Raw genomic sequence first — 22,918 nt, 5'->3', positions numbered from 1 at the left:
CTGGGAGACGGGCCTGTCCGCGCCGTCGGCCTCGACCGGGGCCCGGACGGGAGGCCGATGCCGCCGGCGAGGAACGTCCGGCTCCTACACCTGCAGGACGACACCCTTCAAGACGGCGCCCGGCGGCTTCCAGACGGCTGACGCGGCGTCGGCCCCGGCAGGGGCGGGCAGCTGCGCGGGCAGGGCTGCCACACGCGTCGCGACGCAACCGCCGGGACCGTGCGGAGCCGGCGCGTGCGGGGGCTGGCCGGGTACGCAGTCCGGCGCGTCATGTGGCGGGCCGTGATCACCGTGCTCGTCCAGGGGCGTCCCCCGGACGGCGTCCGCATCCGCATCGGCAGCCGCGTCTGTGCCGGCGTGGGCGGTGCTCACCGCGGCCGTGCCCGCGGGTGCGGCATGGCCGGTCGCGCCGGCCACGCCCACCCCGTGCGCCAGGAGAAAGGCGAGCAGCGCGGTCGCCACCCACAGCAGGCGCAGCGCACCCGCGGCAGGGCGGGAGCGCGGCGTCCGGGAAGGCGACCAGGCCGGCAGCATGCCGCCGAGCGTAGCGGGTCCTGGCGCCGCCGCCGCATCGAGTGTGATGCGGTCGTGCGACGGACGGTCCGTACCTCACCCTGCCTCGGGCAGACGCCGGCCCTGAGCTGCTTCTGCGGACGCGGCAAGGCCGTCGGATGAGGACCGGGGCAGGCGCAGGCGTTTGAGGGCGAGTGCGTTGACGGCGACGATGATGCTGGAGCCGGACATGGACAGGGCGGCGATCTCGGGGCGCAGAACGAGACCGGTGGCGGGCTCGAAGACACCTGCGGCGATGGGGAGGGCGATGGCGTTGTAGCCGACGGCCCAGCCGAGGTTCTGTCGCATCTTGCGCAGGGTGCCGCGCCCGATGCGCAGTGCGGTGGGCACGTCGAGCGGGTCGGAGCGCATCAGGACCAGGTCGGCGGTCTCGATGGCGACGTCGGTGCCGGCGCCGATGGCGATGCCGACGTCGGCCTGGGCGAGGGCGGGCGCGTCGTTCACGCCGTCTCCCACCATTGCGACCCTGCGCCTCCCGGGCCCGGACGCGGACCCGGACGCGCTGCCGTCCCCGGCGGCGCCGCCCCGCTGCAACTCGGCGATCTTCGCGGCCTTCTCGCCTGGGAGGACCTCGGCGATGACGGAGTCGATGCCCAGCCGACCGGCGATCCGGCGGGCGGTGGCCTCGTTGTCGCCGGTGAGCATGACGACCTCGACCCCGAGAGCATGGAGCTCGGCGACGGCCGCCGCGGAGGTGTCGCGGGCGGCGTCGGCGATGCCGACGAGCGCTGCCGCCCGGCCGTCGACGGTGGCGATGACGACGGTACGGCCGGTGGCGGCCAGTTCGTCGCGCTGCGCCGCGAGCGGGCCGAGTCCCGCGCCCTCGCGTGCCGCCAGGCGTCGGTTGCCGACGGCGACCCGGTGGCCGTCCACGACGGCGGTGGCGCCGTGGCCGGGCACGTTCTCGAAGTGCCGAGCCTCGGCACGCCGTACGCCCCTCGCCTCGGCATGGCGCACGACGGCGTCGGCCAGCGGGTGCTCGGACTGGCGCTCCACGGCGGCGACGAGCCGCAGCACTTCGTCCCGGTCCGCCCCGGGGGCGGTGATGACGTCGGTGACCTCGGGCTCGCCCTTGGTGAGGGTGCCGGTCTTGTCCATGACGACGGTCTGGATGCCGGCGGAGGCCTCCAGGGCCGCTGCGTTCTTGAACAGCACGCCCCGCCGGGCGCCCAGGCCCGTACCGACCATGATCGCAGTCGGGGTGGCCAGACCGAGGGCGTCGGGGCAGGTGATGACGACGACGGTGATGGCGAAGAGCATGGCGGCGCTGAACGGCCGGTCGGTGGCCAGCAGCCACACGGCCAGCGTGAGCGCGCCGCCGATCAGGGCGACGAACACCAGCCAGAACGCGGCCCGGTCGGCCAGTCGCTGCCCGGGAGCCTTGGAGTTCTGGGCCTCCTGCACCAGCTTGACGATCTGGGCGAGCGCCGTGTCCGCGCCGATCCTGGCAGCCCGCACGCGCAGGGTGCCGTTGGCGTTGACCGTCGCGCCGACCACCTGGTCGCCCGGAGCCTTGTGGACGGGGAGGCTCTCGCCGGTCACGGTCGACTCGTCGACCTCGCTCTCGCCCTCCACGACGACGCCGTCGGCAGCGATCTTCGTACCGGGACGCACGAGGAGGAGGTCGCCGACGGCGACCTCGGCGGTGGGCACCTCCACCGGTTCGCCGTCGCGCAGCACCAGCGCCCTGGGCGGCGCCAGATCGAGGAGCGCGCGGATCGCGTCGTTGGCGCCGCCGCGGGCACGCATCTCGAACCAGTGCCCCAGCAGCACGAACGAGGCCAGGACGGTCGCCGCCTCGTAGAAGACGTCGCCGCCCCCGGTGAGCGTGACGACCAGCGAGTACAGCCAGCCGGCGCCGACGGCGACCGCGACCAGCACCATCATGTCCAAGGTGCGGGCGCGCAGGGCCCGTACGGCGCCGTCGAAGAAGATCGTGCACGAGTAGAAGATGACGGGAAGGCTCAGCAGCAGCGCCCACACGTCCTGGCGGAGCCCGAACGGCACGGGGACATGCAGACCGAACACGTCCTCGCCGATCGGCGACCAGATCACGATGGGGACGGAGAAGACCAGCGCCACGAGGAATCGGTTGCGCATGTCGGCGACCATCGCCGCCATCGACATCGTGGCGCGGCCGCCGTGGCCCATGGCCTCGTGGGGCGTCCGCTCTTCTTCCGGGGCGGGCGTCGGGGGAGCCTCGGCCGGACGGGCACGGCGGTCTTCGGCGGGCGCGGGCCCGGCGAGCGCCGTAGCCGTAGCGGTCGCCGCGGCGGGCGGGTCGGGCGCGACCATGGGGTCGCAGATATGCGAGGGCACCGACTGGCCCGCGCAGTGGTAGCCGCACTCCGTCACCCAGCGGCGCAGTTCGGCGAGCGAGGTGCGGCGAGGGTCGAACACCACCGTGGCCTCCTGGGCGACGGGGTTGACCTCGACGCCCAGTACGCCCGGCCGGCGACCGAGCACGGCGGTGACGGTGCTCTGCTGCGACGCCCAGTTCAGACCTCGTACGTCGAGCACCGCCGTGCTGCGCTCCTTGCCTTCGGGCCGCGGCGTGCGCTGACCACGCCTGTCCGGCGGTCGGGACATGGTTCCCCTTCCAGCGAGTGGAGGACGGGACGGCCCGGAGTCAAAGCCGTGCGCGCCTTCAGGCGGTTCTCACCGGGACCGCGGCCGGTGGTCGGCGAGTTTCCTGCGCGCCTCGGTGTACGTGGCGGCGTCGATCTCACCGGAGGCGAAGCGCCGGTCGAGGATCTCTTCCGGGGTCTCCTCCGGCGTCCGCCTGCGATCGGCGTCGACATCGCGCGAAGAAGGGCTCTGGGTGAGGCGGACCACCGTCCACACCACCAAGCCGATCAGCAGAATCCACAACAGCGGCATGAAAGTCATCCATGCCCAGCCGCCGCCGTCCCAGTACATCACCTGAGCCCACCTCCCCCGGAGGGTTCCTGTGTCCCAGTGTCCAACCACGGCAGAAGCGGCGCGAAGGGGCGTTCGGCCCGCCCCGGGGACCGTTCGGCCCTCTCCTGGACAACGAACAAGGCCCTGGTCGTCGACCAGGGCCTGCTGCGTGGAGCGGGTGACGAGAATCGAACTCGCGCTCTGAGCTTGGGAATCAAGGGCGGCTGCTAGATCGATAGACGGCCTGACCAGGCAAAACGCGCACCGCGAGTACTCTGCGGAGGTGCATGCATGTGCTCCTGTTGACCGTGGTTCACCGCCTTGGAGGGCACGGATGGGGCACGGATGGCCGACAGGCTGGCTTCCGAGGGGCAGGAAGGGTGTTTCAGTGGCGGGCCTGCCTGACGGCGCCATGGGCGAGAGCCTGGACCCAGTACGCCCACGGCGGTCCGGGAGGCATGGCTTGCGGGCCGCTCAGGCTGTGGAGCTGCAAGGCGGTGGAGTCGGCGCTGACTGCTGGGGGGTGATCCGGCGGCGTTCGGCGAAGTGCCATGGGTTGCTCGCTGCAGTGGTGAAGGCAGTGGGGCCTTCTGGGAGGCGGGTGAGGACGCCGAGGAGAAGGGTGTGGGAGACGGCCAGGAGGGGGCCGTGGCGCCCAGCGGTGTGGTGGAGGAAGGCGGCGCAGTGGCGGGCGCGGGTGTGGAGGTCGGTGAGACTTTCGCCGTCTTCGCAGCGGAGGGAGGGGTTGGCGAGACGGCGGGAGCGCCAGGCGCGGTAGGCCGGCGGGTAGGTCTCGGCGGAGCGGCCGAGGACGATGCTGGGAGCGCGCCATTCGGCGAGGAAGCCGGAGGTGGCGACGATGGGCAGGCTCGTGAGGTGTGCGATGAGCATGGCGGTCTGGCAGGCGCGGGGGATCGGGCTGGTGACGATGGCGGTGATGCCGTCGGGGAGGGGCAGGGAGCGGCGTACCTGGTCGCGGCCTTCCAAAGTGAGGGCGGCTTCGTGTGGCGCGTGGTAGCCGGGGCGGTGGCCTTCGTAGGCGCCGTGGCGCATGAGCCAGATGTCAGCCAAGGATCCAGCCTCCGTCGACGCGCAGGGTCTGGCCGGTGATGAAGCCGGCGTCATCGGCGGCGAGGAAGGCGACGGCCGCGGCGACGTCGTCCGGGCGGCCTCGGCGCTGGACGCACTGGCGGGCGAGCTGTCGGGGGGTCATCGCGGCTGGGTCGTCGACGACCGTGTCCTCGGCGGGTACGCGGATGGAGCCGGGGGCGACGCAGTTGGCTGTGATGCCGCTGGGGCCGAGCTCCCGGGCGAGGGCGCGGGTGAGTCCTTCGAGGCCGGCCTTGGCGCTGATGTAGCCGGTGAGGTCGTGGCGGCCTGCGGTGGCGAGGACGGAACCGATCGTGATCACCCGTCCCCAGCTCCTGGAAACCATGGTCGGCGTCAGCTCACGGGCGAGGAGGTAGTGGCTGGTCAGGTTGGTGGAGAGCACGTTGTCCCAGCGGTCTGGGGTCGTCTCCGCCCATGGGATCCGGGGGTAGGCGCCCGCATTGCTCACGAGGATGTCGATTGCGCCGAGCTCCTCGTGGGCCTGGTGGCAGAGGGCTCGTACGGCGTTGTGTTCTCGGAGGTCGGCTTCCAGCGCGATGGCGTGGCCGCCTGTACTGGTGATGTGCTCGGCGAGTGTGGTGGCGGACTCGTGGTCACCGAGGTGGGCCAGGGCGACTGCGGTGCCGTTCTCTGCGAGGCGTCGGGCGATGGCGGAGCCGATGCCGCCGGTGGCTCCGGTGACCAGGGCGGTGCGGCCGTTCAGGGTGTCGGGCATGGCGACTCCTGCGGGGCGAAGTAGGTGGCGGGGTCGAAGGTCGGGCTCATGGCCTCGGCGAGCCGGGCGAGGAGGAGGAGTCGGTCCTTCGGGGCCAGGTCAGAGAGGTTGTAGACGCCGAGGACGCGCATGGCCAGGTAGGGCCGGAGCAGGTTCGCGAGGTCCGCGTCCGGCCAGAGCCGTTGGGCGACCGGCTGTACGAGCTGGTGCCAGCACGTGGATACGGCGGTTCGGCGGGGCGCCGAGAGGCGCGGGGTGTAGTCGATGTGGATCGTGCTGGTGGTGTCGTCGACTTCCGCGCGCCGGACGTCGGGTGTGTTGGCCGCGATGTGGTCGAAGGTGGCGGGGTGGTCGGCGAAGGCGGCGGCGTTGTAGGTGGGGACGAGCCAGCCGCCGAGCGCGGAGGTGTACCAGAGGAAGTTCGCGAACTCGCCCGGGATGCTGTTCATGCCGGCGGTGTCGTAGTCGAACCAGGCCAGCGGGTGGGCGAGGTTGACGTCGGTGGGGTCGCCCTGGGTGAGAGCCGCCCAGACGGGTTCCGGCCTGGCGAAGTGGGCGCGGAGCCAGCGGAGGGTCGCGGTCCAGTCCAGATGGTGGCGGCGGTTGTTGATGTGCAAGGTGTACGTGGCGAGGCGGGAGACCGGGACGTCGATGAGGCCGTCGGCGACAGCGAAGTCCGCCCTGGCGTAGTACGCGTCAAGTCGGCCGCCGGGTGCCGCGCGGTCCCAGTACAGCTTGCGGACGACGTGGGCAGGTGCCGTGGGCCATGCCGTGGAGAGGATCACGTCGCGGTATGTGGTGGTGAGTTGGCGCAGGTAGGAATGGAGTTCGGCGGTCGGTTCGGGCGCGTTGAGCAGGTCGAGTAGGAGTCCGTGGTCCGTGCCGCCCGGGAGCCGTTCGTACGCGATGAGGTAGCCGCCGGGTACGCGCAGGCGGGCGTGGAGGGCGGGTACGCGGTAGTGCCGGGCAAGGCGGGCGCGGCCACGGACCTCCTCGCGGGCCTCCACCGGGTCGCGGGTGTACTTCATGAGCACGGGGCGGCCGAGGAGGTCGAAGGGGCAGAGCAGGTTGCGGGTGAAGCGACGCAGCGGGCCGATCTTCAGTAGGGGCTGTCCGTTCATGCCTTCACTCCGCTGAGGAGGTTGAGGCAGAGCTGGGCCAGCGCGGCGGGCGGGATGGCGTCCATGTGGACGTCCGTGTCCGGGGCGATGGCATCGCGTACGGGGCACAGGTCGCCCTGGTGCATGCGGTCGGACAGGCGGGTGGCGGCGGCGTGGTGGTGGGGCAGGCCGGTGCGCCACTTGCTGTGGCTGTGCCGGGCGTACAGGCCGATGACCGGCGGGCCGCCGCCGTTGCCGATGCGGGTCATGGCGGCGAGGTGGGTGAGGCCGGTGTCGTTGCCGACGACCAGGTGGACGTGCGGGAACAGGTCGGCGAGGTGGTCGGCCGCCACACCGTCGAGGCGGAGGACCTGAACACGGCGTCGGGCGCTCTCTGCGGCGATGTGGACGTCGCCCGTAGTGCGGCCGCCGATCAGCAGGAGCTGGACCCTGGTCTGCTGGGCCTCGGCGATGCGCTCCGCGAGTTCGATGTAGCGCTGGGCGGTGTAGTCCTTGCGCTCCGGCCAGCTCGTGGCGGTGACCGCGGCGATGGTCAGGTCGTTCAGCCAGCCTGCGGAACGTAACTGCTCGACCAGCCCGCTCTGCCAGGTGGTGAGAACGGGGGCGAAGGGTGCGGTGCCGGGAAGGCGGATACCGAGGCGGCGTTCCAGCGCCAGGTAGTAGCGGGTGGGCAGGTCCGGATGGGATCGGCCGTCGCTCGCCCAGCAGGGTGGGGCGGCCGGGTCGCAGATCAGGCTCACCGCCGCCCCGGGGGCGCGGGCCTCGACCGCGATCCGGTCGCCGATCACGGCTCGCCGGCCGGTGGATGTGGCGTCCGGCTCCTGTGTGATCAGTCCGGCGCGGGCGATGAGCCCTGCGTAGGGGCCCATGGCGCGGACGATGACCCTCGCGGAGCGCAGGCGGAGCCAGTCCGTGACGGCGCGAACCGCTGCCAGGGCGAGGAGGGTGTCCCCGAGCCTGCCATCGAAGGCGACTTCGATCTCGTCGCACGTGCTCAGGCGGTCGACCAGTTCGGCGGACGCGGGGGCCGGGAGCGGGGCGCCGACGGGGATGTCGGCGCGGTCGTAGCCCAGCGGCGTGGTGTGTACGGCCCCGGCGGGGATGATTTGCGAGCCGGAGTGGAAGCGGACCCCTGCCGAGGCGACGGTGCTCATGCCTCTCCCTCGATGGTGGTGAGGGAGACCAGCGGGAGGTCGAGGGCGGTGAGCAGTTCACGGGCGCCGCACGTGGTGTCCTCCACCAGGCAGGCCGCCGCCAGCGGGACGGCGCCGGCCTCGCGGAGTCGGCGGGTGAGGTCGGCGAGCGTCCGGCCGGTGGTGATCTCGTCGTCCACCAGGATGATCCGCTGCCCCGGTGCGATGCCGTACGCGAAGACGTCGGTACGCATCGCGTGGGGCTCGCTGAAGCGGACCGCGCCGTCGAGCGGGAGGTGCAGCTTCCAGGCAATCTTGTACGGCAGTTGTGCGGCACCCGCGAGCGACACGGTCGGGAGGATGCCACCGGCGTCCAGACCGAGAAGGAAGTCCACGCTGCCGAGCCCGTCGGGCAACTCGTCCTGGAGGCACTGCCACAGGCGGGTGCCGGTGGTGGCCAGCGCGTTCGGGTGGACCGGGGCTTCGAGCCCGTCCAGGGAGTGGATGACGCGCTCGCGGCGGCTCGTCGCGCCGACGCTCAGGCGTTCGACGATGCGGGCGGAGAACGGCGGCACGGCGAGGGTTTCGGGCATGACGAAGCTCCTGCGGGTGTGCGGAAGGAAGGAGAAGGAAGGACGAGGGCGTCCAGTGGTCAGGCCGCGAGCTCGGCGGCGTACCAGGCCAGAAGCTGGTCGATGGCCGCCGTGACCTGCTTGAGCACCTGCTCGCTGGCGCCGTCGCGCCAGGCGGCGGCGATCTCGGCCAAGGACGGCAGGGAGAAGGCAGGCAGCCCCGGCATCCGGGAAGCTGCGGCGAGGATCTGGTCGGGGCCGGTCTCCCACCGGTTGTGCTCGCGGAGAAGGAGGCGGCAGGCCAGGACGAGGTGCTTGTACAACTGGCGCAGCGTGCGCGGGCCGGTGTCGGCGCGCAGGCGGCGCGTGGTGAGGATGACTTGGGGCAGCTCTCGGACGGCGGCCAGGTTCAGGTCGTCGCGCGTGATGGTGGGCAGTTCGGTGCCAGGTGCGGCGTACAGGACGGGCCGGCCCTGCTGGAGCTGGTGCAGGGCGAAGGCGAGACGCGGAGTGAGGCGCCGGGCAGTGACCTCACCCGGGGTGACGAGGGTCGGGCCGAGGGAGGCGGCTCCGTCGAGGGTGGTGCGATACCGCTCCAGGGCCTCGTGGAGTCGGCCGTGGGCCTCGTGTTCGGCGATCACGAGCAGGTCGAGGTCGGACCACCCCGGAATCCAGGTGCCCTCGCCCGGGCTGCCGGTCAGGGCTGCGAGTCGTACGCCGGGCCCGTACGCCCGTACCGCGTCGGTGAAGTCGGCTGTCGCGGAGGCGACCTCGGCGGGCAGGCCCAGCCCGTAGGGGGTGGTGACGCGCAGCCTCGCAAGGGCGGGCGGGGCGGCGATGCGCCGGAGCCGGGCGCGGAGGGCGGCGATGCTGCCGGAGTTGTCGATCACGTGGTCGGCGAGGGCGGCGACCTGGTGCGCACCGCGGCTCATCTTGATCTCGTCCTTGGCGGCTACCGCCTGGGCGGGCATCCCGGACCGCTCGACCCGTACGGCGAAGGAGGCGTCCAGGTAGACGATCTGGAGCGTGTCGCCCATCAGCTGCTTGAGTTCGGCGATCGAGGCGTCGTCATGGACGGACTCGATGGTGAACAGCCCCGTGTCGACGTGGGCGTCCGCGAAGCGGTTCAGTTCACCGAGCAGCAGCTCAGCCTGCCGCCGGGCCGACAGCGCATACGGGTCTGCGAGCCCCTCCCGGTGCGCCGCCTGCCGTAGCAGGAAGCCGATCTTGAGCCGCTGGGCACCGCACGTACGCCGTACGAACTCGGCGCTGGTGCTCTTGCCGCACTCGCTCAGTCCGCCGAAGGCGACGACCCGGCGCAGATGACGGCTCGGCTCGATCTCCGCGAGCACGGCGTCGTCACAGCCGTAGAGCTTGAAACGGGCCGGTACGGGCAGGCGCCGCCTACCGGCGAGGGCATCGGCGACGAGGGTGTCCAGGGCGGCGCACAGCTCCTCGCGCTGCCGGTGCAGTGCGGGGACGCGGCGCCGGGCCAGCTCGTCCCGTGTCGAGGCGCGTTCGCTGTGCCAGATCCGCAAGGTGAGCACCGACAGTCGGTCCACGACGGAGGCGAGGGTCTCCGTGTGCAGCGGGGCATCGGCGCGGCCCGCGTCCGCGAACGTTCCGAGGATCTCGTCGGCGCGTTCGGTGAGCGCGTTGCGTTCGGCGTTGAGCTGGTCGATCTCGCGCTTGCAGTCGGCGACCTGGGCGGCGGTCAGTAACGCGCCACGGACTCGGTCCTCGGTGTCCCACAGGCGTCCGTTGACGGTGTGGAGCCGGGTGATGGTGTCGTCCAGGCGTCGGCGGTCCTTGTCCTGGAGCGTGGCTGTGGCACCGGCCAGCCCGGGAGGCAGGACCAGAGGTGGGAAGGTCTGGGTCATCGTGGGCTCCCGTCCTTGAGTGGTGGGGCCGGAAGGTAGGCAGCGATGTGGTGCCGTACGTCGGCGTGGACCTCGTCCACGGATCGGTTCTCGCAGTCCACGACCGCGGTGTACGTGCCGTGGTCGGCCTGGTGGAGCAGGACCGCGTGCAGGGTCTTCTGGTAGACGGGGTAGACCCCGGTCCAGGGGCGGCCCTCGCGGGCGCTGGTGATCGCGTAGCTGCGCTCGGCGTCGAGGGACGGCAACAGGAGAACCGACGTCTCGGGCGGTCCCGACCGTGAACCGGCGATACCGGCCACGGTGGCCACGGCCTCTCGTACGGTGAGCCCGTCCTTGACCGCGCAGGTCGCGGCGGCCACCGCGAGGAGCATGGGCAGACCCCGGTCGAGCAGCCCCGTGCGGTCCGGCTCACGAGTGGCGCCCCGCTTGGTGTGTCCGGCCAGCAGCATCTCGGTCAGCTCCACCGTTGTGGACGTCTCGAACCACCACCGGGCGTAGTCGCCGGCTGCTACTCGTGCCCACGGCTCAGGATCGTGCTCGTGGACCGACCCGAGAAGCTGGAGGCCGCTTGCTGCGGCGAGCAGTCGCAGGTGGGTTGTCTTGCCGGCGTTGTCAGGTCCGTTGAGGCTGACGAAGTCCGGGACCCGCATCGCCGGTCACGCCTCGCGGATCGGGCTGCCGAGGACCGAGGCGATGGCATCGGTGTTGGCGGTGATGAACTCGGCCAGCTCCGGCGGCATCAGGTTCAGCTCGCAAACGGCCTCGGCGGTGAAGGCCACCCGGACCACCTCGTACCCGCCTCGCTCCGGCTTGGCGAACTCCGTGCCCGTACGGACGCTCAGGTCCATGGACTCCAGGCGCGCGGCGAAGATGTGCTGGACACCGATGCCGCCCTCCAGCTCGTCGGTGATCAGGTGGACGAGTTCGGCCCGGGCCAGCTTGCCGCCGAGCTCCTCGAACACCTCCCGGTGCAGCGCCGCCTCGATGGTCGCGTCGTCGTCCTCGACCCCGCCGCCGACGGTCACCCAGTAGGGCTCCCGGCCCGGCTTGGTGCGCTTGATCAGGACCAGCTCGTCGCCGTCGAGGAGGATCGCGCGGGCATTGCGCTTGACGATGTCGGTCATGCGGATTGCTCCCTCTCGTCGTGGTGCCCGTGAGAGCGGCCCATTCGCCACCAGCCGGGCTTCTGGTAAGGGCCGCTTCCCGGCTGGCGGACCCAGCATGGTGCACATCGCGGGCCGGGTGTGACGCACAAGTGGCTGCACCCATGCCGTACCGCTGCCGAACATGCCTCGTTACGCTGTGTGCTTCCGTGCTCTACGGACAGCGGACAGGGGGTACGGCAGTGGTCACGGTGCAGCGATGGTCCGGCCGCGAGTCCCGGCTGCTCCGCGAAGCCATGCGGATGAGTCTCCGCCGCTTCGCCGCACACCTCGGCATGAGCGATCGGGCGGTGTCGAACTGGGAGTCGGGCGGAGCGACTTGTCACCCCAGCACGGAGTCCCAGGCCGTACTCGACACCGCCCTCGCGCGGGCATCGGACGAAGTCAAGGCACGCTTCGCTGAAGCCCTTGGCGTACACGGTGAAGCCCTGCCGGTCGCCGCCGGGATAGGCGTCGACTCGCACAAGTTCCTGCCCGTCTTCATCGGCGTCGAGCGTGCCCGTCGACTACGCGCCCACATGACCACCAGCAGCAAGGTCACCACGGGCTCCGCGGAGGAGTGGCTGGAGTCCTCGGCCGCCCGCGTGGCACACCCGGAGACGCCGAACTGCACCCTCCACGTGTTCGCGTGTGGAGTCGCCGTCTTCCACATCGTCCAGCCCCACGAACCCGCCTGCCTCACCGAACTCGCCGTGTGGCGCTACCGCTCCTACGCCTCCGACCTGCCCTGGGCGAGGGAGCGGATCAGGGAGTTACTCGACGAGGATCCCGCCCGCGCGCCGAACCCCGAATACGTCCTCTCCCTCTACTGGCTCACCTCCAGCCCATGGACCGGAAGCGAGTACGACACCGCCCTGCGCCTGCTGTCCACACCGTCCGTGCTGGTCGACCGAGGTGCACCTGGCGGTGCCGCGCCGCTGGACGGCTCGGTGGAGGCGTTGCTGCTCGCCACGGGCTTCGACCACCCGGACATCGTGTCCTTCGGCGTACGCGGAGTCTCCACCGGCTACGCGGGATGGTCCGGCGTCGCGTACGCCTCGATCGCGCGCGAACGCAGCCTCACGGTCGACGAGCTGGTCGCCTGCGAACTGACGGTCCAGGCCCTGTGGTGCTTCACCCGCCAGGTCCAGCAGATGATCGAGGACGGCCAGGACCCCTCCATGCCCGAACGCTACGGCTGGCGCTTCCTGCGCGCCGCGTACTCCCGGCTGACGACGGCCCGGGCCCAGGAGACCGCGCAACACGTGCTCATGCGAGAAGCCATCATGAAGACCAGCGGCCTGGCCGAACGGCTCCGCGCCGCGCAGGACGCCCTACGCGAAGGCGTCGGCTGACAACACGGGCAGGAGAGACAAGGCATGGACATCGGCAAGGCGGCGCTGGTCGTGGTCGACATGCAGAACGGCTTCATCAACCACCACAGCCACCACGCCGTGCCCGCAGTCGCCGACCTGGTTGCGACCTGGACCGCCGTCGGCCGCCCAGTGGTGTTCACCCGCTACTTCAACTACCCGGACAGCCCCTACGAGAGGTTCTTCCACTGGCGCCGCCTCCAGGAGCCTCCCGAGACGGAGATCGTCCCGGAGCTCGCCGACGCCGTTTCTCGCGCCCGCGCGGTCATCGACAAGACCGGGTACACCTTCCTCACCACGCAGGCGAACGCGCTGGCCCGTGAAGCTGGTTGGACGGACTTGGTGTTCTGCGGCGTGGCGACCGAGAGCTGCGTGCTGAAGTCCGCTGCCGATGCCTTCGAGCAGGGATTCGCGCCCTGGATCGTCACCGACGCGTGTGCGAGCGACGCCGGGCCGGACGTTCATGACGCCGGTTTGGTCGTCGCCCGCCGCCTGATTGGTGAAGGGCAGCTCGTGACGATGGGGCATGTGATCCAGGAACTCTCGGCGCGCGACGGGATGACGGTGCTGGAATAGCCCCATGGCCTCCACATCCACGGGATCGTCCGGCGCGTACGACACCGACCTGATCGTCATCGGCGGAGGCCCGGCCGGCTGCGCCGCGGCGCGGATGGCGGCGAGCGTGGGCATGCGCTCGGTCCTGGTCGAGCCGGACGCGCTGTGCCGCAACCTCTACCGGATCCCGGCGCTGAACAACGTGCTGGGCGGCTACACCAGCGGCCCGGAACTGGCCGACGCCATCACCGCAGAGCTGAAGGCCACGGACCTGTGCCGCCTGGAACTGGGCCGCAGCGCCACGGCCCTCCGCGCCGAGCACGACCAGGTCACGGTCACCCTGGACACTGGCACCCGCCTGTCCGCGCCGTACGCGATCGTCGCCACCGGCGTCGGTCCGCTCCAGCCCCGCGACGTCCCCTGGATCACCGCCCCGCCCGACCTCACCTTGCCGCCGCTGTGGAAGGCCGAAGCGGCCGACGCCGAAGGCCGCACCCTCCTCGTGCTGGGCGGTGACCGGCCCATCGGCACGTTCCTGCGTGCCCACCCGACGACGGAGACCGGCCTGCTCGTGGCGTACCCACCGGGCGACGACTACAAGATCGACGAGATCCGAGAGGACCCACGCGTCACGCTCCTCGCGGTCGAGCACGTGACCCTGCACCCGCCGCAAGGGCCGACGACGATGGCAGAAGCCGTCGACAGAAGCGGCGAACGGCACAGTGTCATGGCGGACGCCGCCTTCCTCAGCATCGGCAACGCCCCCACCACCCCGCCCGGCGACCTCGCCCGCGACACGACCGGCTACTGCCCACCCGCCGCCCAGCACCCCCGCGTCGTCATCGCCGGCGACCTGCGTTCCGCCCGCTACCAGCGCGTCATGACCGCCCTCGGCTCCGGCAGCGAAGCCGCCCTCCACGCCTACTACGCCGCACGGGATCTCCACACACCGGAGAGACAGGAGGGCTGAATTTCCTGTTTGAGGCCGGGCACGCCGACCATCTTCTATTCACTCGGATGAGGGGATTGCCTGGCTTTCCAGGCACGTGAAGGTGAATGGGTGGTGGTATGCGGAGCGATGTTGCTGTCTGCCCTGGGAGGCTGTGGTGGACCCTACCGAACGGACGCTCCGGAGCCGTGTCGCTGCCCATGTGAGCTGGGCAAATACTGTCGATCGATCTGCTCGGACGGCGCCGGCCCGAGCAGCCCGCGAATCTCGATTTCTGGTCCAGGCACGAGAGCTTCACCCTGGTGCGACCGAGAGCCAGATCGAAGCCGTGGCTGCCTCCCTGCGGAAGGCGCACTTCGCGAAGCTCGCACTGCTGTCCGCGCAGGCCCGACGCATCAGGAGGCTGGCAGATGGAACCGCCCGCTAAAGCTGACGAGCCCGTAAGCAGGCAACCAGCGCATCGGTACACCTACCCGGAGGCTGCTGCGATCCTCCGTGTCAAGCAGCGCTGGCTCCAGAACAACATCAAGCGGCTGCCCCATTCGAAGAAGGGGCGCAGCGTCACGTTCTCGGAAGAAGATCTCGACGCGATCGATGCCATGTTTCATCATCAGCCACCTGCTCCGGCAACTCGCCCACCAGTAGCTTCTGCCAGTACTCATCCACTCGCGTCGCTCAAGCCCCTTCCTTCGCGTATGCGGCGCCGCTGAGTCATCGCTGAGCGCCGCATTCGGTACGTGAAGCTCGGCAAGCATGTCCGCATCGCAGCGAGCGTCCTCGACGCGTACATAGAGGAGCGCACCGTACCGACGCTCCGCGAGGCCAAGGCCGCCCGTTACGGGAGCGCCGCCTGATGGCAGGACGCAAGCACCAGCGGCGGCGCGAGTTCGGCACCGTACGTCAGCTTCCCTCCGGACGGTGGCAGGCCCGGTACTGGGCGCCACAAGGCAGCTTCCGCTCAGCAGCGACTGGCCCGAGAAGCTTGACGAGAGGGGCGGCTACCGGTGTCCGACCGCTACCCGCCCCTCCCGATGCTTCCTCTTGTCGACGGTGAAGTCGGATGCCGCCAAGGCGCGGCCGTCTCCGAGGAGGCAGGGGCGCGGAGGGCCTCGCTGAGAACTGGTGCCCCCTGGCTGGCGGTGTGGAAGCCTGTTGCCGGATCAGCTGACCCAGATGCGCGGTCGTGTCCTCGCGACAACGCGGCATCGACATATCGATCACGGTCGAGTTCGACTGTGCCGTACCAACGATGGGCCCGGACGTGGATCTTCCGGACGGTAGGGTCCCGTGGGTCAGGGTCGAGCCGGATGGTGCGCTCGGCCATGCGTGCTCCTCCGTAGCTCTGGCGGGATCGGTCAGATGGTCATTCCGGTAACCAGGTTCCCAGGGCCCCATCGCCAACTTTGGCCGATCGCTGTGATTCGCGATGCAGCACTTCCGCACGGAGAGCGTCGTGGATGCTCGCGGTCCCGCGCCGCGAGCCGTCGGCGGCCCGGACGAGGTGGACGCGGCGCGCCAGATAGGGCGCGCGGAGGGCACGAAGGCCCACGGCAGGTCTAGACAAGAAACAAGGCCCTGGTCGTCGACCAGGGCCTGCTGCGTGGAGCGGGTGACGAGAATCGAACTCGCGCTCTGAGCTTGGGAAGCTCATGTTCTACCATTAAACTACACCCGCGTGGCGAACCGATCATCGATCCGCATCGTCGCTCACTGTACCTCATCCCTGGCCCCCGGTGTTATACGCCGCGGGGTCTTTGCGTTGTGTGCGGGCGGTGAGGGGGTGGATGCGGGTGCAGGCGGCGGGAGTTGGGGCGTAGCGTTGGCGTGCGGAGTGCCGCGTGGAGCGGCGTCTCACTCATCCCCTAATGTGGCTTTCGTCCGCATTGGCTGGGGAAGGGACTCGATGGACTTGATGGAGCGCACCGTCGTCCGCTGTGCCGAGGGGCATGTCTTCGCTACCGCTTCGTTCCCGATGCAGCAGCTCGGCGCCGGGAGGATCGGGCCCGGGCGGCTCATCCGGTGTCCGCGTTGTGCACGGCTGCGGCATGCCGTGCCCGTGGAGTCGGTGAAGCGGTAGGCCCGAGGAAGCACAGGCCGGGAGGAGAAGCCGAGGGCGGTGCGTGCGGGGGCGGCGCGGAGTCTGATTGCGGCGGGTCCGCGCGCACTGCGTATCCTCGGGGGGTGCTTCTCTCAGACAAGGACATCCGGGCCGAGATCGACGCCGGGCGGGTGCGCATCGATCCGTACGACGAATCCATGGTGCAGCCCTCGAGCATCGATGTGCGGCTGGACCGCTATTTCCGGGTGTTCGAGAACCACCGCTACCCGCATATCGACCCCGCGGTCGAGCAGGCGGATCTGACGCGGCTGGTCGAGCCGGACGGCGACGAGGCGTTCATCCTGCATCCCGGCGAGTTCGTGCTCGCCTCGACCTATGAGGTCATCTCACTGCCGGAGGACATCGCCAGCCGGCTGGAGGGAAAGAGCTCCCTCGGTCGGCTGGGGCTGGTGACCCATTCGACCGCCGGCTTCATCGACCCCGGCTTCTCGGGGCACGTCACCCTCGAGCTCTCCAATCTCGCCACCCTGCCCATCAAGCTGTGGCCGGGCATGAAGATCGGGCAGCTGTGCATGTTCCGGCTCAGCTCTCCGGCAGAGGCGCCGTACGGCAGCGAACGGTACGGATCGCGTTATCAGGGGCAGCGGGGGCCGACCGCCTCGCGCTCCTTCCAGAATTTCCATCGAACGCAGGTGTGAGCACATGGCTGAGGTACGGGAGAACCTGACGTACGAGGGGTTCGGGCGCGCGATCCGCGAGCTTGCGCAGACCATCGCCGACGACGGATACGAGCCCGACATCGTGCTGTCGATCGCGCGCGGTGGAGTCTTCGTCGCGGGCGGGCTCGCCTACGCGCTGGACTGCAAGAACATCCACCTCGTCAATGTGGAGTTCTACACCGGCGTGGGCACGACCCTTGAAATGCCGGTCATGCTCGCGCCGATGCCCAACGCGATCGACTTCTCCGACAAGAAGGTGCTGATCGCCGACGACGTCGCGGACACCGGGAAGACCCTCAAGCTGGTCCACGACTTCTGCCTCGGCACCGTCGCCGAGGTCCGCAGCGCCGTGGTCTACCAGAAGTCGCACTCCCTCGTGGACTGCGAGTACGTCTGGAAGCGAACCGATGAGTGGATCAACTTCCCCTGGTCCGTGGAACCGCCCGTCATCCGCCGCGAGGGGCAGGTCCTCGACGCCTGAGCCGAGGAAGCACGGCAGAAGGGAGCGTTCGCCGGTGATCGGTCCGGCGAGCGCCCCCTTTCTCTTGCTCTCCTCGTGTCAGATGGTGCCCAGCTTGATGATCGACAGAATGCCGATCAGCTGGATCGCCGACGCTCCCAGCGCCTTCGGCCACGGCAGGTCGTGCGACTTGCTCACCATCGAGGTGAACAGCGCCCCCGCCGCCAGCCAGGTCACCCAGCCGACCACCTGGACCAGGGAGTTCTCACCGCCGAGGAAGAGCGCGAAGAGCAGCCGCGGGGCGTCCGTGATGGACATGATCAGCATGGAGAGGCCGACCGTCGGCTGCCAGGCGCCGTCGCCGCCGAGCTGGCGCGCCAGGGTGTGCGTCACCGCGCCGAGGATCAGGCCGCCGATGACGAACGCCACCGCCGTGCTCAGCACATACGGGATCGCGGTGGAGATCGTGGCGTTGATCGCCTCGTCGCGGGCCTGGTCAAAGCCGAAGAGGGCCAGCAGCCCGTACAGGAAGGTGACGATCAGCGCCGGGCCCCACACCGCGTAGTCCCGCATCTGCCAGAACGTCGGGCCGGGGCGCAGCACGATGCCGCTCAGCAGCTGCTTCCAGTGCAGCCGCGGGCCGGCGGGCTGGGGGGCGTCCCCCGCGCGGTAGGCCGCGCCGTCGCCGTAGGGGGCCTCGCCGACGGCGAACATCTGGGTGTGGCCCGGGGTGTTGGCGTACTGGTCCGAGCCCCGCGGGGGCTGTGGGCCCTGGGGCGGATACGGCTGCTGGTGCGGATCGCCGCCGTCCCCGAAGTACTCGGGTTCGCCGTACGGGCCGCTGCCGCCCGTCTGGGGCCACTGCGGGGCCTGCTGCTGCGCATACGGGGGCGCCGCCGGGGCGCCTCCGTACGGCGTCTGCGGCGCCTGCTGCGGTTGTCGTTGCGGGGTGCGGTTGTCCCGGCCGCGTCCGATCCTGAATCCTGCCACGCCTTCGAACGTACCCGGTCCCGCTCGCCCCGCAGTCGCGGGGAGTGCCTCCCGCAGCCTTTGCTGCGGACCTGTGACATCCCCTAAGGGGCGGGAATCGGGGTGGAGATGGGGGTGGGGCGGGCGGGCGTCCGGGTACGGAGAGGGGCTGGACGCCCGCGGGCGTCCAGCCCCTCTCCGGCTCTGTGCGACGGTCCTACTTCACCGGCTCCGGCTCCTGGGAGTTCGGCGTCTCCGCCTCCGGCGGGACCGGCGTCTGCACCGAGTCGAGCAGCAGCTGCGCGACATCCACGACCTGGAGGGACTCCTTCGCCTGGCCCTCGTTCTTCTTGCCGTTCACGGAGTCCGTGAGCATCACCAGACAGAACGGGCAGGCCGTGGAGACGATGTCCGGGTTCAGCGACAGCGCCTCGTCCACCCGCTCGGTGTTGATGCGCTTGCCGATCCGCTCCTCCATCCACATCCGCGCGCCGCCGGCGCCACAGCAGAAGCCGCGCTCCTTGTGGCGGTGCATCTCCTGCTGGCGCAGGCCGGGCACCTTGTCCATGATCTCGCGCGGCGGCGTGTAGACCTTGTTGTGGCGGCCCAGGTAGCAGGGGTCGTGATAGGTGATCAGGCCCTCGACCGGGGTCACCGGGATCAGCTTGCCCTCGTCGATCAGATGCTGGAGCAGCTGCGTGTGGTGGATGACCTCGAACTCGCCGCCCAGCTGCGGGTACTCGTTCGCGATCGTGTTGAAGCAGTGCGGGCAGGTGGCGACGATCTTCTTCGACGCCTTGGGCTTACGAGTGGATTCGTCGTCCTCGTCCTCACCGAATGCCATGTTCAGCATGGCGACGTTCTCCTGGCCGAGCTGCTGGAACAGCGGCTCGTTGCCCAGGCGGCGCGGCGAGTCGCCGGTGCACTTCTCATCCCCGCCCATGATCGCGAACTTGACGCCCGCGATGTGCAGCAGCTCGGCGAAGGCCTTGGTGGTCTTCTTGGCCCGGTCCTCCAGGGCGCCGGCGCAGCCGACCCAGTACAGGTAGTCGACCTCGGTGAGGTCCTCGACGTCCTTGCCGACGATCGGGACCTCGAAGTCGACCTCCTTGGTCCACTCGACGCGCTGCTTCTTGGCCAGGCCCCAGGGGTTGCCCTTCTTCTCCAGGTTCTTGAGCATCGTGCCCGCCTCGCTCGGGAAGGCGGACTCGATCATCACCTGGTAGCGGCGCATGTCGACGATGTGGTCGATGTGCTCGATGTCGACCGGGCACTGCTCCACGCAGGCGCCGCAGGTGGTGCAGGACCACAGCACATCCGGGTCGATGACGCCGTTCTCCTCGACCGTGCCGATCAGCGGGCGCTCGGCCTCCGCCAGCGCGGCGGCGGGGACGTCCGCGAGCTGCTCTTCGGAGGCCTTCTCCTCGCCCTCCATCGTCTTGCCGCCGCCGGCCAGCAGATAAGGGGCCTTGGCGTGCGCATGGTCGCGCAGCGACATGATCAGCAGCTTCGGGGAGAGCGGCTTGCCGGTGTTCCAGGCGGGGCACTGCGACTGGCAGCGTCCGCACTCGGTGCAGGTGGCGAAGTCGAGGATGCCCTTCCAGGAGAACTGCTCGACCTGGCTGACGCCGAAGACGTCGTCCTCGCCCGGGTCCTCGAAGTCGATCTCCTTGCCGCCGGAGGTCATCGGCTGCAGGGCGCCCAGCGCGCTCCCACCGGTCGCGTTGCGCTTGAACCAGATGTTGGGGAAGGCGAGGAAGCGGTGCCAGGCCACGCCCATGTTGGTGTTGAGCGAGACCGTGATCATCCAGATCAGCGAGACGCCGATCTTGATCATCGCTGTGAAGTAGATCAGCGTCTGGAGGGCGGGCACGCTGAGCCCGTCGAAGGCGAGGACCAGGGGGTACGAGACGAAGTACGCGGCCTCGTAGCCCTCGACGTGGTGGATCGCGCCCTCGAGGCCGCGCAGCGTGAGGATCGCCAGGCCGATGGTGAGGATGACGTACTCGACGAAGTACGCCTGCCAGGCCTTGGAGCCCGCGAAGCGCGACTTGCGGCCGGCCCGGGAGGGCAGATTCAGCAGCCGGATGGCCATCAGCACGGCGATGCCCACGACCGTCATCAGACCGATGAACTCGATGTACATCTCGAACGGCAGGAATCCGCCGAGCACCGGCAGAGTCCAGTCGGCCTGGAAGAGCTGGCCGTACGCCTGCGCCAGCGTCGGCGGCAGGGTGAGGAAGCCGATCGCGACGAACCAGTGGGCGAAGCCCACGATCCCCCACCGGTTCATCCGGGTGTGGCCGAGGAACTCCTTGACCAGGGTGATCGTGCGCGCCTTGGGGGCGTCGGTGCGGCTGCCCGCCGGCACGGCCTGGCCGAGCCTGACGAAGCGGTAGATCTGCGCGACGGCTCGGGCGATGAGCGCAACGCCGACCACGGTCAGGACCAGCGACACAATGATCGCGGCGAGTTGCATTTGGGGGCTCCTCGGGCCTGCGAGGGTGGGGATCGATCCAGCACTACTAAGCGGTAACTTATTCAGTCCGTGCCGAGAGTACCCACTTATGCAGTCGCACTGTAGTCGCGCAGTCGGTGATCTGCGTCGCTCAGGCAACCCTTCCCGGACTCCTCGGCCGCAGTGTGCGCCGCAGCTCGCGACCGGGGTCGCGCACCGGTCCGGGCCTCGGGCCGGCCGGCAGCCGCGACCCGGGCCGTGCGGGCCAGGATGGCCAGGTCCATGCCCAGCCAGTGCTGCTCGGCGTAGTGGAGGTCGAGTACGGACATCTCCTCCCACGGCAGCTCCGAGCGCCCGCTGATCTGCCAGGGGCCCGTCATTCCCGGGCGCACCCACAGGCGCGCCGGATGGGCCGGCCGGGCGGGCGGCAGCGGCGCCGGGCCGACCAGGGACATCTCCCCGCGCACCACGTTGACCAGCCGGGGGAGGGTGTCGAGGCAGTGGCGCCGCAGCAGTCGGCCGGCGGGAGTGGGGCGGCCGAGCGGGCCGGGTGGTTCCGTCCGCGCCGTGCGGAAGCCGAGCATCGTGAAGGGGCGGCCCCGCAGCCCCGCCCGCTGCCGCCGTACGAGGACCGGGCCGGGGGAGGTGAGCGCGACCGCCGCAGCGGCGGCCAGCAGGACGGGGGAGAGGAGCAGGAGCAGCAGCAGTGCGCCGGTCAGATCGACGACCCGTTTCGCCTCGACGGCCCGGGTGGCGGCTTCGGCGGTGCGGGCGGCCTGCAGTGTCCTCTCGGCACCGGGTCCCAGCCTCTGTCGTCCCAGGCCCTCCGGGCCCCGCCGGCTCTGCCGGCTCCGCCGCCTCGTCTGTCTCGCTTGCCTTCCTCGCATGGTGTGCGCTCCTCGCTCCGGGCTGCTCGGTCCGGGCCGTCTGACGCCCACCCCCTGGTTCTGATCCCATTTGTCGGGTTTAGTTGGTTTTCAGGCATGACTCTGGCATGAATGGCGTCCGCAGCGGCGGCACGCCACGCCCTCGACCTCCAGGGCTGCACTTAAGGGCTGGATAAAAGTTGAGTCGAGCAGGCTCAGCTCTGTTGACGTGGTTCAGCCCGTCGGGCATCCTTGAGCCAGTTCCACTCAAGGAAGCAGCTGGAGGAAACGAAAATGGCACGTGCGGTCGGCATCGACCTGGGCACGACGAACTCCGTCGTCAGCGTTCTGGAGGGCGGCGAGCCCACCGTCATCACCAACGCCGAGGGTGCCAGGACCACGCCGTCCGTCGTCGCCTTCGCCAAGAACGGCGAGGTGCTGGTAGGCGAGGTCGCCAAGCGCCAGGCGGTCACCAACGTCGACAGGACCATCCGGTCGGTCAAGCGCCATATGGGCACCGACTGGAAGATCGAGCTCGACGGCAAGAACTTCAACCCGCAGCAGATGAGCGCCTTCATCCTGCAGAAGCTCAAGCGGGACGCCGAGTCCTACCTGGGCGAGAAGGTCACGGACGCGGTCATCACCGTCCCGGCGTACTTCAACGACGCCGAGCGTCAGGCCACCAAGGAGGCCGGCGAGATCGCGGGCCTGAACGTCCTGCGCATCGTCAACGAGCCGACCGCGGCCGCGCTCGCCTACGGGCTGGAGAAGGACGACCAGACGATTCTGGTCTTCGACCTCGGCGGCGGCACCTTCGACGTCTCGCTGCTGGAGATCGGCGACGGCGTCGTGGAGGTCAAGGCCACCAACGGCGACAACCACCTCGGCGGCGACGACTGGGACCAGCGCGTCGTCGACTACCTGGTCAAGCAGTTCCACTCCGGCCACGGCGTGGACCTGTCCAAGGACAAGATGGCCCTCCAGCGCCTCCGTGAGGCCGCGGAGAAGGCCAAGATCGAGCTGTCCTCGTCCACCGAGACCTCGATCAACCTGCCCTACATCACGGCGTCCGCCGAGGGCCCGCTGCACCTGGACGAGAAGCTCACCCGCGCCCAGTTCCAGCAGCTCACCTCCGACCTGCTCGAGCGCTGCAAGGTGCCGTTCCACAACGTCATCAAGGACGCGGGCATCGCGCTGAGCGAGATCGACCACGTCGTCCTCGTCGGCGGTTCGACGCGTATGCCGGCGGTGGCGGAGCTGGTGAAGGAGCTGACCGGCGGCAAGGAGGCCAACAAGGGTGTGAACCCGGACGAGGTCGTCGCGATCGGCGCCTCGCTCCAGGCCGGTGTGCTGAAGGGCGAGG

Annotated in this window: 21 protein-coding genes, 1 tRNA gene and 1 pseudogene; 8 read left to right on the top strand and 15 right to left on the bottom strand. The window is 70.1% G+C overall.

The annotated features are described in order from the left end of the window. Positions 1 to 84: 84 nt before the first annotated feature. The 11 genes from QCN29_RS19205 to QCN29_RS19155 all read right to left on the bottom strand — a co-directional run bounded on the left by QCN29_RS19205 (position 85) and on the right by QCN29_RS19155 (position 11,129). Positions 85 to 534: a hypothetical protein gene (locus QCN29_RS19205; protein WP_279929537.1), complete on the bottom strand. Its 450-nt coding sequence runs from the start codon at positions 532 to 534 to the stop codon at positions 85 to 87. A gap of 75 nt (positions 535 to 609) precedes the next feature. Then, the gene (locus QCN29_RS19200) at positions 610 to 3,162 is read right to left on the bottom strand and encodes a heavy metal translocating P-type ATPase (protein ID WP_279929536.1); all 2,553 of its coding nucleotides are present in this window, start codon (positions 3,160 to 3,162) and stop codon (positions 610 to 612) included. A gap of 69 nt (positions 3,163 to 3,231) precedes the next feature. Next, the gene (locus QCN29_RS19195; RefSeq protein WP_279929535.1) at positions 3,232 to 3,495 is read right to left on the bottom strand and encodes an SHOCT domain-containing protein; all 264 of its coding nucleotides are present in this window, start codon (positions 3,493 to 3,495) and stop codon (positions 3,232 to 3,234) included. Between the two features lie 453 nt (positions 3,496 to 3,948). Further along, positions 3,949 to 4,545, bottom strand: coding sequence for a histidine phosphatase family protein (locus QCN29_RS19190; protein WP_279929534.1), 597 nt, complete (start codon positions 4,543 to 4,545; stop codon positions 3,949 to 3,951). Next, on the bottom strand, positions 4,538 to 5,299 hold the full coding sequence (locus QCN29_RS19185; RefSeq protein ID WP_279929531.1) for an SDR family NAD(P)-dependent oxidoreductase: 762 nt from the start codon (positions 5,297 to 5,299) through the stop codon (positions 4,538 to 4,540). The genes QCN29_RS19190 and QCN29_RS19185 overlap by 8 nt, the downstream gene beginning before the upstream one ends. Further along, the gene (locus QCN29_RS19180; protein ID WP_279929529.1) at positions 5,284 to 6,420 is read right to left on the bottom strand and encodes a hypothetical protein; all 1,137 of its coding nucleotides are present in this window, start codon (positions 6,418 to 6,420) and stop codon (positions 5,284 to 5,286) included. Before QCN29_RS19180 ends, QCN29_RS19185 begins: the two co-directional genes overlap by 16 nt. Next, positions 6,417 to 7,574 (bottom strand): glycosyltransferase family 9 protein, encoded by a 1,158-nt coding sequence (locus QCN29_RS19175; RefSeq protein WP_279929527.1) that lies wholly within the window; start codon positions 7,572 to 7,574, stop codon positions 6,417 to 6,419. Before QCN29_RS19175 ends, QCN29_RS19180 begins: the two co-directional genes overlap by 4 nt. After that, the gene (locus tag QCN29_RS19170) at positions 7,571 to 8,146 is read right to left on the bottom strand and encodes a phosphoribosyltransferase (protein WP_279929526.1); all 576 of its coding nucleotides are present in this window, start codon (positions 8,144 to 8,146) and stop codon (positions 7,571 to 7,573) included. Before QCN29_RS19170 ends, QCN29_RS19175 begins: the two co-directional genes overlap by 4 nt. A 59-nt stretch (positions 8,147 to 8,205) precedes the next feature. Beyond that, entirely contained in the window at positions 8,206 to 10,005 is a 1,800-nt protein-coding gene (locus tag QCN29_RS19165; RefSeq protein WP_279929525.1) for a DUF4254 domain-containing protein, read from the bottom strand. Beyond that, positions 10,002 to 10,655, bottom strand: a complete 654-nt coding sequence (locus QCN29_RS19160; protein ID WP_240134454.1) for a hypothetical protein — start codon at positions 10,653 to 10,655, stop codon at positions 10,002 to 10,004. The genes QCN29_RS19165 and QCN29_RS19160 overlap by 4 nt, the downstream gene beginning before the upstream one ends. 6 nt (positions 10,656 to 10,661) lie before the next feature. Continuing rightward, positions 10,662 to 11,129 (bottom strand): NUDIX hydrolase, encoded by a 468-nt coding sequence (locus QCN29_RS19155; protein ID WP_279929524.1) that lies wholly within the window; start codon positions 11,127 to 11,129, stop codon positions 10,662 to 10,664. A 281-nt stretch (positions 11,130 to 11,410) separates the two neighbouring features. On the opposite strand from QCN29_RS19155, the gene QCN29_RS19150 reads away from it, so the two are divergent. From QCN29_RS19150 to QCN29_RS19130, 5 genes and pseudogenes are all read left to right on the top strand, one after another. Further along, a complete protein-coding gene (locus QCN29_RS19150; protein ID WP_450169686.1) occupies positions 11,411 to 12,502 on the top strand; it encodes a helix-turn-helix domain-containing protein in 1,092 nt (363 codons plus the stop codon). Between the two features lie 24 nt (positions 12,503 to 12,526). Then, positions 12,527 to 13,096, top strand: coding sequence for an isochorismatase family cysteine hydrolase (locus QCN29_RS19145; protein ID WP_279929522.1), 570 nt, complete (start codon positions 12,527 to 12,529; stop codon positions 13,094 to 13,096). Between the two features lie 4 nt (positions 13,097 to 13,100). After that, complete coding sequence (locus tag QCN29_RS19140) at positions 13,101 to 14,045, top strand: FAD-dependent oxidoreductase (RefSeq protein WP_240134450.1); 945 nt, start codon at positions 13,101 to 13,103, stop codon at positions 14,043 to 14,045. 389 nt (positions 14,046 to 14,434) lie between these two features. Continuing rightward, positions 14,435 to 14,734 carry a helix-turn-helix domain-containing protein gene (locus QCN29_RS37135; protein WP_398859471.1) on the top strand — a complete coding sequence of 100 codons (300 nt, stop codon included), beginning with the start codon at positions 14,435 to 14,437 and terminating at the stop codon, positions 14,732 to 14,734. Continuing rightward, a pseudogene (locus QCN29_RS19130) lies at positions 14,735 to 14,878 on the top strand (excisionase); the annotation flags it as partial. It lies immediately after the preceding gene. A 747-nt stretch (positions 14,879 to 15,625) separates the two neighbouring features. Here QCN29_RS19130 and QCN29_RS19125 read toward each other — a convergent pair. After that, a tRNA-Gly gene (locus tag QCN29_RS19125) sits at positions 15,626 to 15,699 on the bottom strand. 506 nt (positions 15,700 to 16,205) lie between these two features. On the opposite strand from QCN29_RS19125, the gene dcd reads away from it, so the two are divergent. Further along, complete coding sequence (dcd, locus tag QCN29_RS19120; RefSeq protein WP_240134449.1) at positions 16,206 to 16,781, top strand: dCTP deaminase; 576 nt, start codon at positions 16,206 to 16,208, stop codon at positions 16,779 to 16,781. Positions 16,782 to 16,785: 4 nt separating this feature from the next. Further along, positions 16,786 to 17,283, top strand: coding sequence for a phosphoribosyltransferase (locus QCN29_RS19115; RefSeq protein ID WP_240134448.1), 498 nt, complete (start codon positions 16,786 to 16,788; stop codon positions 17,281 to 17,283). Positions 17,284 to 17,361: 78 nt separating this feature from the next. On the opposite strand, the gene QCN29_RS19110 is transcribed toward QCN29_RS19115, so the two are convergent. The 3 genes from QCN29_RS19110 to QCN29_RS19100 all read right to left on the bottom strand — a co-directional run bounded on the left by QCN29_RS19110 (position 17,362) and on the right by QCN29_RS19100 (position 21,576). Further along, complete coding sequence (locus tag QCN29_RS19110) at positions 17,362 to 18,252, bottom strand: Yip1 family protein (protein ID WP_279929519.1); 891 nt, start codon at positions 18,250 to 18,252, stop codon at positions 17,362 to 17,364. 196 nt (positions 18,253 to 18,448) lie between these two features. Further along, the gene (locus QCN29_RS19105) at positions 18,449 to 20,710 is read right to left on the bottom strand and encodes a (Fe-S)-binding protein (protein WP_279929518.1); all 2,262 of its coding nucleotides are present in this window, start codon (positions 20,708 to 20,710) and stop codon (positions 18,449 to 18,451) included. An 86-nt stretch (positions 20,711 to 20,796) separates the two neighbouring features. Continuing rightward, positions 20,797 to 21,576, bottom strand: coding sequence for a sugar transferase (locus QCN29_RS19100; RefSeq protein WP_318036720.1), 780 nt, complete (start codon positions 21,574 to 21,576; stop codon positions 20,797 to 20,799). Between the two features lie 273 nt (positions 21,577 to 21,849). Between QCN29_RS19100 and QCN29_RS19095 the strand changes: the two genes are divergently transcribed. After that, a partial coding sequence (locus QCN29_RS19095) for an Hsp70 family protein (RefSeq protein WP_279929517.1) occupies positions 21,850 to 22,918 on the top strand: 1,069 nt, incomplete at its 3' end.

This window comes from Streptomyces chengmaiensis (assembly GCF_029846775.1).
Taxonomy (GTDB): Bacteria; Actinomycetota; Actinomycetes; order Streptomycetales; family Streptomycetaceae; genus Streptomyces; species Streptomyces chengmaiensis.
This window is presented reverse-complemented; position numbering and strand designations above follow the sequence as displayed.